Raw genomic sequence first — 12,838 nt, 5'->3', positions numbered from 1 at the left:
TGCTGTCTTCCGTCATGGCTTGCGTGCCGATGACATTGAGGAGCCTGAGCCGGTCGGCGGTGTCGCTGCCGGGGGCTGCGGTGTACGCGACGACGCGCAGATCGCTGCCCGCGGCAATGAGCACGTCGCAGTCCAGGGTGAGCGTTCCGACGTCGGGATGGTGGACGGTCTTGGTGTCCGTCTCGTGGACGCCCACGATTCCCGTCTCCCACAGGCGTGCGAAGTCGGTGCTGGCCTCCCGCAGGTCCTTGATCAGGGAGCGCAGACCGGCATCGGCGGGGTAGCGGGCGGTCGCCGCCCTGAGATCGGCGACCACGGCCGCCTCCATGCGGATCTGCTGCTCGCGGCTGTGGCTGACCCGGCCGGGCAGGCCGGTGAAGTGGCGCCACACGACGTTGCGTTCCCGACCGCGCTGCGCTGACGGGTCCCCGAACACCGCGGCCCACAAGGGGTTCCAGAGGATCAGGTTCCAGGCGGCGTCGTGCACGCTCAGCGGTACGCCGTCCAGCTGGTCGAACAACCGCCGGACCCCGGAGGGGATGTGCGCCGACAGCTGTCCGGGGCCGGGTGCCGGCTGGCCCGCGAGGAGGAACAGGTGCTCACGCTCGGCCGCTGACAGCCGCAGCGCGCGGGCCAGCGCGGTCAGGACCTGCTGGGACGGGGAAGTCGCCCGGCCCTGTTCCAGGCGGACGATGTAGTCCACCGACAGACCGGCGAGCTGGGCCAGTTCCTCGCGCCGAAGTCCGGCGGCCCGCCGTGTCCCGCCGACGGGCAGTCCGACCGCCGCGGGGGCCGTGCGGTCACGCCATCCGCGCAGTGCCCTGCCCAGTTCCTTGGATTCGCTCACCTCTTCAGTATCCGGCCTCCGTGCCCGTACAGCCTGGTACTGCCAGTCCATAGGCAGAGGCGGGTACTGCCTGTTCGTCCGCCATGCGACGAGGGTGGAGGCATCACCAACCCACCGATCACCGGAGTGAACGCATGCCCACCACACTGATCACCGGAGCGAACAAGGGCCTCGGCTTCGAGACGGCTCGCCGTCTGATCGAGGCCGGGCACACCGTCTACGTCGGGGCACGCGATGCCCAGCGCGGCCAGGAGGCGGCCGCCAGGCTCGGAGCACGATTTGTGCAGATCGACGTCACCGACGAGGACTCCGTCAAGGCCGCCGCCGAATTCGTCCGCGAGGACGCCGGCCGTCTCGACGTCCTGGTCAACAACGCCGGGGTGGCGGGCGCGGGCAAGCCGGTCGGCGAGGTCACCGGGTCCGAGATGCAGACCACCTACGACACCAACGTCTTCGGCGTCGTGCGCGTCACCCACGCCTTCCTGCCGCTCCTGCAGGCTGGCGACGCCCCGGTCGTCGTCAACGTGAGCAGCGGCCTGGGCTCGCTCGCGGCGACCGCCGACCCCGACCGCATCGAGTTCCATGTGACGCTGCTGGACTACAACTCCTCCAAAACCGCCCTGGTCATGATCACCTCGCAGTACGCCAAGGCGTACCCCGCCATCAAGTTCAACGCGGTCGACCCCGGCTACACCGCCACCGACCTCAACGGCCACCGGGGCACCAACACCGTCGAAGAGGGCGCGGACATCATCGTCCGCATGGCTGCCATCGGCGCCGACGGCCCGAGCGGCGGCTTCTTCGACAGGACCGGCCCGGTCGTCTGGTGAGCACAGAGCCCACGACGAACGCATAAGCAGCCAGAACCCTGCCGGAATTCTTTCACCAGGGCACCTCGCAACCAAATGCCGTTTTCGGTTCACCTATACATGGATAAGCAGAAGATATAGACATCTCGCGCCATCTCGCCTCACTGGGTCTCCGTGGAACAGTAAATGCAGATATGCCCTGTCAGGGTCCTGCGCAGGCTTTTCCGTGAGTGTTGGCCGGTACATTCCGTGCGATGGGGTTCGTCACCCACTGACGAGCGAAGAAGCTGCACTTCAGAGCAGGTTGTGGTGGCGAAGTGCGCGCACCGAAAAGAACCGCGCAGTAAGTTGCCGGGCGGTCCGCCCGCGTGATTGCATCCTTCGAGTGCGGGAGTCGTAATTATTGGTGCCCTATTTCGGGCTCCAGACGACCGTTGAACCGGCCGGGTTTTCTTTGCCGTAAACCCGTCCGACGCCAGTTCAGGAACCCCAGAACCTTGAAAGGAAGGGAAAGTCATGCGTCAGGACTTCAGCCCTGCGGTCGAGACCGGCGAGATTTCCGACAGCGAGCTGGACAGCATTTCCGGTGGTATCGCCGGCGCCGGTGCCGAAGCCGCCGGTAAGGGCGCCTCCGTGAACGTCGGCGACGTCCTCGGCACTGCCCAGTCCCTCGCGCCCGCCGTGCCCGTTTCGCAGCTCTCCAGCCTCGTCACGGTACAGACCACCGGCATCTGAAAGCGGCGTCTGCGACCAGGCCTTACAGCCCAGGAGCCGCACTCGACCCACCGGTCCATCTGAAGTCCGGCAGGTTGGCCAGGAACCCCGGAACCTCCAGTTCCGGGGTTCATGCGCGGGCTCGCGCTGTCGCACGGACCCATCCACCCGGGGCCGGGCCCTTCGACTCAAACGCCGGTGGCGCTGGACTTCCTGGCCCGGCGGCGGAAGGCGAACGCCGCCGCCACACCCGCGATCAGGCCGAAGAGGTGGCCCTGCCAGCTGACCTCGGTGTTGGCCGGGGATATGCCGAGCAGGATCGTGCTGCCCCAGATCGCACCGACCAACAGGCCCACGCCCACGTCCAGCAGCTTGCGGTCCACAAATCCGCGCATCACCAGATAGCCGAACAGGCCGAAGATCAGACCCGACGCACCCGCGTGTTCGTGTGGGACGGGGATATCAGCCAGACGCCGAGGCCGTCCACCACGACGATCAGCAGCGACACGGCCAGGAAGCGGCGGATGCCGCCGAGCGCGGCGAGGAAGCCGAAGACCAGCAGCGCGATGCTGTTGCCCGCGACGTGCCCGAAGCCGAAGTGGATGAAGGCCGCCGGGATGATGTCGGCCAGCTCGGCCGGCTCGCGCGACACGATTCCGTAGGCGTCGAGCGCATGGCCCGTTACCGCGTCGACCGCTTCGAGCACCCACAGCAGCGCCACCCAGCCGGCCATCAGCTTGGCCGCAGCCACCACCCGGTCCGACCCGCGCCACTGTGTGACCTCTGTGCCTGCCATCCCATCCCCCTGCGCCGTGCGTATGCGTCCACCCCGGAAACGACCGGCGCACCTTACTCGGTTCCACATCCGCCCCACCGGACGGCTCCCTCGGCTGGCTCGGTTGCGGCATGCCCGCTCGCAGCATGGGGGCGCCCCGGCCAACTGAAGCAGTGCGCGAGCAGGCTCGACCGCGGGATGCGGGAGAGAATCACCAGGTGACCGAACCTTCAGCGGCTCCCGGCCTGGGCGGGCAGACCGTTTGCGGCGACGACATGCGAACGCCGTGGCGCGCCTTTCTGCGGACCGAGACGGGCAGTGCCACGTTCCTGCTGGCCGCGGTGCTGGCCGCGCTCGCCTGGGCGAACATCGGCCCGGCCTCCTACCAAGCCTTCTGGGGCACGCACCTGTCGCTCGAGCTGGGTTCCCGCGGCGTGTCCCTCGACCTGCGCGAGTGGGTCAACAACGGTCTGATGACGCTGTTCTTCTTTGTCGTCGGACTCGAGGCACGCCGAGAGTTCGACATGGGAGAGCTGCGTGAACGGCACCGCGCGACCCTGCCGCTGCTCGTCGGTATCGCCGGCATGCTCGTACCGGTGGCCATCTTTCTCGGCATCAACAGCGGCCACGACTCGGTGCACGGCTGGGGTGCCGCGATGTCCACGGACACCGCGTTCGCCCTGGGCATGCTTGCCCTGCTCGGCTCGCGCCTGCCGGCGGCTCTGCGAGGCTTCATCCTCACGGTCACCGTCGTCGACGACTTCGTGGCGCTCGGCGTCATCGCAGTCGCCTACAGCGACCGCATCGCCGTGGCCGCCCTCGTGGTGGCGCTGGGCCTCTTCGGCGTCATTCTGCTGCTGCGGGCCTCCGGCGTACGGCCCGGCCCGGTGTACGCCGTGCTCGCCATCGCGATGTGGACGGCGCTGCTGAAGTCCGGCGTCGACCCGGTCGTCACCGGTCTCGCCGTCGGGCTGCTCACCTACGCATACCCTGCGGCCCGCAGCGACCTGGAGCGCGCGAGCAGCTTGTTCCGGCTGTTCCGTGAACAGCCGACACCGGAGCTCGAACGCTCGGTACGGCAGGGACTGGCATCGGCCATCTCGCCGAACGAGCGGCTGCAGCGGATGTTCCACCCGTGGACCAGCTATGTGATCGTGCCGCTGTTCGCGCTGGCCAACACGGGCATCCCGATCAGCGCCGAGCGGCTGTCGAGCGCCGTGAACTCACCGGTCACTCTCGGCATCCTGCTCGGCTTCGTGCTGGGCAAGCCGATTGCGGTCCTGGGTACATCGTTGCTGGCGAGCCGGCTCAGCCACGGACGGGTGTGTCCGCCGGTCGGCTGGGGCGCGACGGCGGCCGGCGGCACCATCGCAGGCGTCGGATTCACCGTGTCCCTGCTGATCGCGACCCTCGCCTTCACCGGCGACCAGCTGGAACAGGCGAAGATCGGCATCCTTGGCGCGGTCGTCTGCGCCTTCGCCCTCACCTGGCTGGTCACGGCCGTGATCGGACTGCTGCCCCGCCGTACGCAGATTCGTGCGCTACTGGGCGCGACGGAGGGCATCGTCGACCTGGCCGCGCCTGTCGACGCCGAACGCGACCACATCCGCGGGCGGTCGGACGCTCCTGTGACGATGGTCGAGTACGGCGACTTCGAATGCCCCTACTGCGGTCAGGCAGAACCTGTCGTCCGCGCTCTTCTCGCCGACTTCGGGGATGTCCGCTACGTCTGGCGGCATCTGCCGTTGACCGATGTCCACCCCCACGCCCAACTGGCCGCAGAAGCGGCCGAAGCCGCAGCCGCGCAGGGCGCGTTCTGGCAGATGCACGACCTCCTCCTCGAACGCCAGGAGGCCCTGAAGGCATCCGACCTCGTCCGGTACGCGACGGAGATCGGCCTGGACGCACAGCGTTTCCAGCGCGACCTGCGCCGGCGATTCGGGGCCGCACGGGTGGCCGAGGACGTCGAATCCGCCGACCTCAGCGGCGTGTCCGGGACGCCCACCTTCTTCATCAACGGGCGGCGCCACCACGGCGCGTACGACATCGCCCACCTCACCACCGCCGTACGAACGGCCCGTCAGCACGCAGCCGTCCGGCGGTCATAGTTCCTTCAGCCGACGCCCGGCACCAGGGGCCCTGTCTCAGGCGCCGGCCGCGTACCGCCAGAAGTCCCGCATCAGCGCGGGGAAGCTCGGCCCGCCCATCTCCAGTTGGCTGAGCATGATGGTGACCGCGCCGGTGGACGGTGTGATGTGCGCTGTCGTGCCGGTGCCGCCGACCCAGCCGTAGCGTCCCGGCACGCTCCACGGTTCGACGGCCTCGACATCGACCGCGCCGCCGAAACCCCAGCCCATCCCCTCGAGGAACAACCCGGCCAACTCACGCTCGGACACGCTCAGGTGATTGGTCATCAGCTGCCGCACCGACTCGGGCATGAGCACCCGGCGGCCGCCGGCCGTTCCTTCGGCGAGCAGCATCCGGCCGAAGGCGAGCCAGTCGTCGACGGTCGAGACCAGCCCGCCGGCGCCACTCGGGAACGCCGGCGGGCTGCTCCACTGCCCATTGGCGGCGTCGACCAGCTCGAGGCCGCCCTCGGGGTCGGTCCGGTAGTAGCCGGTGAACCGGTCGAGCTTGACGGCCGGTACCGCGAATGCCGTGTCGGCCATTCCGAGCGGCCCGAACAGCCGCTCCGCCAGGAACTCGGGCATCGGTCGCCCGGTGACCCTGGCGATCAGCACGCCCTGAAGGTCGGAGCTGAGGTTGTACAGCCAGCCGTCGCCCGGCTGGTGCAGCAGCGGAATGCCGGACAGCCTCGCCATCCACTCGTCCGGCGCGGGGACGGTCTGCGGCTGCGGAGGTCCCTGCTTCAGCTCGCTGAACAGCGGCGCGACGGCGGGCAGCGAGAAGTCGGACGGGAAGCCGTACCCGGCACGGGAGCTGAGCAGATGGAACACGGTGATCGGACGGACCGCAGGGACCACGTCGTTCACCGGCGCGGCCGGCGTACGGACGACGCTCGGTGACGCCAGTTCGGGCAGCCACTGCTCGACCGGGTCCTCCAGCGCGATCCGGCCGTCCTCGACCAGCATCATGACGGCCGCGGCGACAATGGGTTTGGTGATCGATGCGATGCGGAAGATCGAGTCCCTGGCCATCGGGGCGGTGCCCTCGGCGTCGACGGATCCCACGGCCTCCACCTCGACCCGGTCACCGCGGGCCACCAGGCCCACCGCTCCCGGCACCGAGCCCTTGCTGACGTGCGTCTCCAGAGTGTCGCGCAGCTCGCCCATGGGTCCACCCTCTCAAGTGTGCGGTCTCAGGTGGGACCCTCGCCGCGCCGAAGAATCATCGGGCCGGTGCCCTCGAATCCAAAGGGCCGAGCCTGAGGCGCTCCGGCAGGGCGCCGCTGCGCCGGGTCAGGTCGGGGGCGGGCTGCTTGTCAGGGTGCGATGTTGTGGTTCAGGCGGAACAGGTTGCCGGGGTCGTGGCGCTGTTTGATCGCCCTCAAGCGGTCGTAGTTCTGCCGGTAGTTGGCCCGGACGCGGTCCTGGTCGTCGTGGTCCATGAAGTTCACATAACCGCCCTCCAACGAGTGGGGCTCGAGCGCCGCGGCGAAGGCGCGCGCCCAGCCGACGCTGGCCTCACAGTCGGCGCGGGTGAGGAGGGTCGGGCTGAGTGCGGTGGCGAAGTCGGCGTCCCGGTAGGTGAACGCGGTCTCCTCGGGCCGCACCCTGTGGCATGCCCCGTCGATGGGGAACACCACGGTTGCGCTCTGGATGGTGGGCGTCGTGGCGCCGTAGCCGACGTACGCGTCGATGGCCCCGTCCGGCAGGCCATGGCTGAAGGTTCCCTTCCAGTAGTGGAAGAGACCAGCGGGGAGCAGTTCGTCGAAGAGAGTGTTGACCACCGGATACGGCATGCGGTCGACGTACTGCCCCAGGATCGGGCCGAGGTCGGCGAGGCGGGCACGGATCCGGTCGTCCTCGTCCTCGGGGCCGCTCCAGCAGGTGACCACTCCGCAGAGCGGCCGCCCGTGCCAGTGCTCGGGCAGGAACGGCACCGGCGGGCCGAGCGCGACGACAAGCAGGGCGCCGAGCTTCTCGTCGGAGTCGGCGATCAGTTGCCGGTAGCGCCGTATGACGTCGCCGTCGAGCGGGTAGAACGTCGGCCCGCCGAGAATGTCGGCCACGGCGTGCAGCCGGTACTCGAAGGACGCGACGACTCCGAAGTTCCCGCCTCCGCCGCGCACCGCCCACAGCAGATCGGCGTTGTGCTCCTGCGTGCAGGTCCGGAAGGATCCGTCGGCCGTGACCAGATCGACCGAGATCAGGTTGTCGCAGGCCAGCCCGCACCGCCGGGCCAGATACCCCATGCCTCCTCCGGTGGTCAGCCCGCCGATACCGGTACTGGACACGACCCCTCCCGTGGTGGCCAGGCCGAAGGCGTGCGTGGCGTGGTTGAAATCCGCCCAGGTGCAGCCGCCCTCGGCCCGAGCCGTGGACGCCTCCGGATCGACCCGGATCCCGCGCATGCGCCCGAGGTCGAGCACGACGCCGCCGTCGCAGGTGCCGTGGCCCGGGACGCTGTGGCTGCCGCCGCGCACCGCCAGCAGCAGGTTCTGCTCCCTGGCGAAGTCCACGGTGGCGACGATGTCGCCCGCGTCGGCTGCCCGGACGATGATCGCCGGCCGCTTGTCGTGCATCGCGTTGTAGACCTTGCGGGCCTCGTCGTAGCCGGCGTCGCCGGGCTGGATGATCTCGCCGCGTACGGCCCCCTGCAGCCGCGCCAGCAGCTTGTCGTCGAGGGCTGTTGTGTAGGTGGTCATGGCCGCCACCGGCTTTCCGCGATTTCGGGGATCTCGGGATTTTCAGGGAATGGGGACAGCTCCGTTGTAGGCACCGGGCAGGGCGCCTCTCATCGCCGGAACCGCCCATTTCGCCGAAGTGGGCATGGGCAGAACTGCCCATGGGCCGGATCGCGCACGGGATCACGTACGGGGATCACGTCACGTACGAGGGATCACGCGCGGCCCCGGGATCACGCGAGCCCGTGTGTGTACGCGTACGCCGTCGCGGCCGCTCTCGAGGACACGTCGAGTTTCGCGAAGATGTTGTTGAGGTGCCGGGCGACGGTGTGCTCGCTGATCACCAGCTCGGAGGCGATGGACCGGTTGGTTTGGCCTGCGGCGACGAGGCGCAGCACCTGCGCCTCCCGGTCGGTGAGCTCGCCGGGGAGCCGGTGGTGCGCAGTGCTGAGCAAGGCCGCCGCCCGCCGCACGTCGGGCACTGCGCCGAGGCGCTCGAAGGCCGCGTGAGCGGCGCGGAGTTCCAGCCGTGCGCCTTCGTCGTCCCCCGCGGCACGGTCGGCGGCGGCGAGGGTCATCCGGACCCGCGCCGCCTCGTACGGAACTCCCAGCTCCAGCCACAGCGACAGCGCCCGGCGCAACAGCGGCAGCGAATGCCCGAGGTCAAGGTCGGCGAATGCCACCGCGCCGCCCGCCGCCGCGGCGATCGCATGCAGCACGGTGGTCTCGGACTCGCGCCGCTGCTGCCACTCGCGAGCGGTCGACTCCAGTTCGTCCGCTGCCGTACGGGCCTGATCGAGCTGTCCGAGCGCGAGCGAGGTCTCCACCTGGGCCGCGAGCAGCCGACAGCGCCCGAGGCGGCCAGGTGCGCTGCCCTCACCCCCACCGGCCTCGCCTGCCACCGCGAGCCGCAGGGCGGCAGCGGAGGAGTCGGCCCTGCCCTGGGCCAGGCGCAGCAGCGCAAGGCCCGGCTGCGGGTCACGGCCGAGCTCGTGCGCGCGCCCGTACGACGCCTCGGCCGCCGCCAGATCGCCGCGCCGTCGCTGGATGTCTCCGGTCAGGTAAAAGGCCTCGGCGGCGATCCGGGCCTCGTAGGGAAGCAGCTCCCTGCACGTCATGGCCGCCTCGGTCTCGGCCCGGGACCATTCACCGCGCAGCTCGAGCACCTCCACCCGGTGGACCCGGCACAGACCCCGGAAGTTGTTCTCATCGGGCATCGACGCGCACCAGGTCATGGCAGCGTCGGTCCACTCGGCGGCTCGTTCCAGGTCGGCGCAGGCCATGCACTTCTGGAGGCCCAGGCAGTAGGTCCATCCGGTGAAGAACGAGCTGAGCTCGCCCGCCATGGCCGAGCACATGGCGTCGTCGAGCAGTTCGAGCCCGGCGACGATCCGCCCCTGGGCCAGTAGTACGCCCGCCTGCGCCTGGGTGCTCATGGCGAGGAGATCCGGGCTGCTGCAGCGCCGCGCGATGCCGGCCATCCGGCGGGCACAGCTCATGGCCTCGTCGAACGCGCCACGCTTCTCTGCCTCCCCTGCCTCGACCCAGGCGAGATAGCACTGCTCGACACACTCGGGCTCGCTGCTGAGGTGCTGCCGCGCCCGGCGCAGCCAGCCGGCGGCCGCGGCCGTACGTCCCGCGAGCTGATACTCGTAGAAGAGCATCCAGGCGCTGAATCCGGCCTGCCGGGCGGCGCCTGCCGCCACATAACCGGAGTAGGCCTTGGTGCGCGCTGCGATCGACTCCTCGATGCGGCTGGTCCACCAGGCGGCGTCGGCGAGTGCAGCGAAGTCGTCCGGGGTCGTGCGGTCATTGTCGAGGTCGCGCAAGGCGGCGTAGGCATCGGCCCACGCCTCGCGGGCGACAGCATCCCTAGCCTGCTCGATCGCCTGCTCGCTGTGGGTGATCTGCTCAGCCACCGCGGCTCCCTTCTCGCGCTCCGCGAGCCGCACCCCCCTCACCAGGATAGGAGCGGGCTACCCTCGAGGCCGTTCGACAGGTTCGCAGTCGCTGCGCCCGCCGCCCTGGAAGATCCGGTCCAGGTGGTGGTCCAGGACCGCGGCGGCGGACTCCGGGCTGCGCTGGCCGACCAGGATGCTGGTGCCGAGTCCCGCAGACATGGCGAGCAGGCTGATCGCCTCCAGTCGCGCATCCGTACAAGGCCGGGTGAGATGCGCGTCCTTCGCCTGCAGGAGCAGGTCGGTCACGGCATCCTCGGCGGCGTCGGGGTTCTTGATGAAGGGCTGGGACGCGAGCGCCTCGTCCGTCACGGCCAGAACGGCGTACGAGGTGTAGACGAGGTGGAAGGTGCGACTCTCCTCGTCGGTCGGCAACGACGCCTTCAGCAGCGCCTCGATCATCGCGCGCGGCCCCGGGTCGTCCCCGGCGGCCCGAATCCGGGCGGCGACTCGCTCGCCGAATCCGCCGGCCAGCTGTTGCAGCCCGTAGAGCAGCAACTTCTCCTTGGTCTGGAAGTAGTACTGCACCAGTCGCAATGACACCCCCGCCTCTGCGGCCACGTCGCGCATCCCCACGGCATGCAGTCCGCGCCGCCCGGCGACCCGGACGAGTGCCTCGGCGATCTGGGTACGCCGTTCGTCGTGGTCCACGCGCTTGGGCATCTGCCGCGTCTCCGCTCGTCGGTCCCTCTGCTCCGGGCTCTTGCCAGGTCATGTTGATGATACAGCTGTACCATCAACGCCGTTCGTCGGGGCGCCCAACGGGATCAGGACTGGGCCGGCTCAGAAGCGGAGTCGATTCACCGCAACCGCTATCTGGCGGCGGAACGCATCCACCTCGAGGAAGTCGACCCGTCGGGAGGGCGGACGTCGTCATCGACAATGCGACGTTCGCCGGCCCGCGCATCGTTCGTGGGCCGGGGGAGCCCGACGTTCAGGTTCCGGGGACGGGGGTCCCTTGGCATATCGGGCATCGGTCCTTGCCATCCCACCCGTCCCATCCGAAGACCGCGGGCGAGAGGGGCTTTCCCTCCAACTCATTGCGCACTGCGACCCGATAGGCCCAGACCGTGCCGAGGTAGGGGTGGTAGGCATCGTGGAAGGCGGGTGATGTCAGTGTCGCGCCTGCCGCAACCGCGCGTTGAAGAGCGCGGAGTTGCTCGAACATCGCCTGCCCGGCACTGGCGACGGCGGCGGTCGCGTCGATGAACAGCCGTTCGCGCACTTCGTAGATCGCAGCATCGCTCAGTGCCGCACGGGTGGCCGTGTCCAGGCAGGCTTCGGCGCCGGGGACCTCGGCGATCTGGCGCAACCGAGCGTGGCAGGTCCCCGCGGCGGTGATGAACTCGATGTACACCGCGCGCCGCCGGGCCCCGACTCCCCGGTCTTCTTCCTGGCGATGGCGCAGGCGATCAGCGAGAACCGTGCCGGAAATGGCGATAGAGCCACCGCTGACCGCCGCAACGAGCGTCCCCCAGTCCACGTCTTCCCCCAGTAGTGATCACAACGTCAAAGGCTGGAATCTACGCGCGACTTCGCTGGAAGGACAGGGGTCAGGCTCCATGTGGCGCTCGTGACCGGTCGCGCGAACTCTCTGCCCCAGCAAGCCCCTTGCGCAGCCCGCACACGCCACTGCGCGCAAGGGTGACGCGTACTGCGCGCTCGGCCGCCCGGTGTTCCGCCACCGCGGGTCCACCAACTCCCCCGGCACTGCCCCACGTTGCCCAAGTCTCAGGAGTTCGCCGGTAAGCGGACAACGGCGGCTTCCATTCGGACAAGAACTGGTCAAAAGAATGTGAGGTAATTGTCGACACCCCGTCAATTTCGATCATTCGATGACACGCTCGGCGGCGATCAACCCCCCACAGATCGAGCGACGGAGATCGCATGACCCCCCACAAGAACACCCTGCGCGCCGCTGCCCTCGCGGCCACGGCCGCCATGGTCGTCGTCGGCGTGCAGACCGCTTCCGCGACCACCGCACCCGACCGGGCGGACGGCCCCACCCCCGCCCCGACGGGCGTGTCCGCGCGTGCCGCTGCCATCAAGTCCGCCCAGGCCGAGGCGACTTCGGCCGCCGCGGGGCTCGGCCTCGGCGAGAAGGAAAAGCTGGTCGTCCGTGACGTCATCAAGGACGCCGACGGCACGGTGCACACCCGCTACGAGCGCACCTATGCCGGACTGCCCGTCCTCGGCGGTGACCTCGTCACGCACACCGCCAAGAACGGCAGGCTCAAGGGCGTGGACAAGGCGAACGACGCACGGATATCGGTGGCGACCACCGATGCCGTACTCAAAGCCGCGCTCGGCGCCCGCAAGGTGATCTGGGCGGGCGACGGCAAGCCCGTCCTCGCCTTCGAGACGGTCAAGTCCGGTGTGCAGAAGGACGGTACGCCCAGCAAGCTGCACATCATCACGGACGCCACCACGGGGAAGAAGCTGCACCAGTACGAGGGGATCGAGACCGGCACCGGCGCCAGCCAGTACAGCGGCGAGGTCCCCCTCTCCACCACCAAGGCCGGCTCCGGCTTCGAGCTCACCGACGGCGAGCGCGGCGGCCACAAGACGTACGACCTCAACCAGGGCCAGAGCGGAACCGGCAAGCTGCTCACGGACGATGACGACAAGTGGGGCAGCGGCACCAACGACAACCGGCAGACCGCCGGCGTCGACGCGGCCTACGGCGCCGCCACGACCTGGGACTTCTACAAGACCGAGCTCGGCCGCAATGGCATCGCGGGCGACGGCAAAGCCGCGTACTCCCGGGTCCACTACGGTCAGTCGTACGTCAACGCCTTCTGGGACGACAGCTGCTTCTGCATGACGTACGGCGACGGCGAGGGCGACAAGAAGTCCCTCACCGAACTCGACGTGGCGGGCCACGAGATGAGCCACGGCCTGACCTCCCGTACCGCGGGCCTCGAGTAC

The 12,838-nt window shown here is 69.3% G+C and carries 10 protein-coding genes and 1 pseudogene; 4 read left to right on the top strand and 7 right to left on the bottom strand.

Going from position 1 to position 12,838, the window contains the following annotated elements; genetic code table 11:
• Positions 1–898: helix-turn-helix transcriptional regulator (locus ACI2LP_RS33065; RefSeq protein ID WP_404728227.1), on the bottom strand; the 898-nt coding region annotated here is incomplete at its 3' end.
• An 83-nt stretch (positions 899–981) separates the two neighbouring features.
• Between ACI2LP_RS33065 and ACI2LP_RS33060 the strand changes: the two genes are divergently transcribed.
• Together ACI2LP_RS33060 and ACI2LP_RS33055 are read left to right on the top strand one after the other, a co-directional pair.
• Positions 982–1,677, top strand: coding sequence for an SDR family oxidoreductase (locus ACI2LP_RS33060; RefSeq protein WP_404728226.1), 696 nt, complete (start codon positions 982–984; stop codon positions 1,675–1,677).
• Between the two features lie 495 nt (positions 1,678–2,172).
• Positions 2,173–2,391, top strand: coding sequence for a hypothetical protein (locus ACI2LP_RS33055; protein ID WP_404728225.1), 219 nt, complete (start codon positions 2,173–2,175; stop codon positions 2,389–2,391).
• A 167-nt stretch (positions 2,392–2,558) separates the two neighbouring features.
• Here ACI2LP_RS33055 and ACI2LP_RS33050 read toward each other — a convergent pair.
• Positions 2,559–3,166 (bottom strand): annotated as a pseudogene (locus ACI2LP_RS33050) (rhomboid family intramembrane serine protease).
• 254 nt (positions 3,167–3,420) lie between these two features.
• Here ACI2LP_RS33050 and nhaA point away from each other — a divergent pair.
• Positions 3,421–5,253: a Na+/H+ antiporter NhaA gene (gene nhaA, locus ACI2LP_RS33045; protein ID WP_404728228.1), complete on the top strand. Its 1,833-nt coding sequence runs from the start codon at positions 3,421–3,423 to the stop codon at positions 5,251–5,253.
• Positions 5,254–5,289: 36 nt separating this feature from the next.
• Here the strand turns inward: nhaA and ACI2LP_RS33040 are convergent, their stop codons facing one another.
• From ACI2LP_RS33040 to ACI2LP_RS33020, 5 genes are all read right to left on the bottom strand, one after another.
• On the bottom strand, positions 5,290–6,438 hold the full coding sequence (locus tag ACI2LP_RS33040; RefSeq protein ID WP_404728224.1) for a serine hydrolase domain-containing protein: 1,149 nt from the start codon (positions 6,436–6,438) through the stop codon (positions 5,290–5,292).
• A gap of 149 nt (positions 6,439–6,587) precedes the next feature.
• Positions 6,588–7,973 carry an FAD-binding oxidoreductase gene (locus ACI2LP_RS33035; RefSeq protein ID WP_404728223.1) on the bottom strand — a complete coding sequence of 462 codons (1,386 nt, stop codon included), beginning with the start codon at positions 7,971–7,973 and terminating at the stop codon, positions 6,588–6,590.
• 212 nt (positions 7,974–8,185) lie between these two features.
• On the bottom strand, positions 8,186–9,871 hold the full coding sequence (locus tag ACI2LP_RS33030; protein WP_404728222.1) for a LuxR C-terminal-related transcriptional regulator: 1,686 nt from the start codon (positions 9,869–9,871) through the stop codon (positions 8,186–8,188).
• Positions 9,872–9,928: 57 nt separating this feature from the next.
• Positions 9,929–10,573, bottom strand: a complete 645-nt coding sequence (locus tag ACI2LP_RS33025; RefSeq protein WP_404728221.1) for a TetR/AcrR family transcriptional regulator — start codon at positions 10,571–10,573, stop codon at positions 9,929–9,931.
• Positions 10,574–10,844: 271 nt separating this feature from the next.
• A complete protein-coding gene (locus tag ACI2LP_RS33020) occupies positions 10,845–11,393 on the bottom strand; it encodes a CchlQ (RefSeq protein WP_404728220.1) in 549 nt (182 codons plus the stop codon).
• A gap of 404 nt (positions 11,394–11,797) precedes the next feature.
• On the opposite strand from ACI2LP_RS33020, the gene ACI2LP_RS33015 reads away from it, so the two are divergent.
• Positions 11,798–12,838: M4 family metallopeptidase (locus tag ACI2LP_RS33015; protein WP_404728219.1), on the top strand; the 1,041-nt coding region annotated here is incomplete at its 3' end.

The sequence above is a fragment of the Streptomyces sp. NPDC019890 genome (assembly GCF_044903445.1).
Classification (GTDB): Bacteria; Actinomycetota; Actinomycetes; order Streptomycetales; family Streptomycetaceae; genus Streptomyces.
Note: the sequence above shows the minus strand (reverse complement) of the source record. Positions and strands in the feature narration are given on the sequence as shown.

Bases quoted from the DNA above. Each gene is read 5' to 3' on its own strand.
- ACI2LP_RS33035 (WP_404728223.1), bottom strand. From the start codon at position 7,973: ATGACCACCTACACAACAGCCCTCGACGACAAGCTGCTGGCGCGGCTG.
- ACI2LP_RS33040 (WP_404728224.1), bottom strand. From the start codon at position 6,438: ATGGGCGAGCTGCGCGACACTCTGGAGACGCACGTCAGCAAGGGCTCG.
- ACI2LP_RS33055 (WP_404728225.1), top strand. From the start codon at position 2,173: ATGCGTCAGGACTTCAGCCCTGCGGTCGAGACCGGCGAGATTTCCGAC.
- ACI2LP_RS33060 (WP_404728226.1), top strand. From the start codon at position 982: ATGCCCACCACACTGATCACCGGAGCGAACAAGGGCCTCGGCTTCGAG.
- nhaA (WP_404728228.1), top strand. From the start codon at position 3,421: ATGCGAACGCCGTGGCGCGCCTTTCTGCGGACCGAGACGGGCAGTGCC.
- ACI2LP_RS33025 (WP_404728221.1), bottom strand. From the start codon at position 10,573: ATGCCCAAGCGCGTGGACCACGACGAACGGCGTACCCAGATCGCCGAG.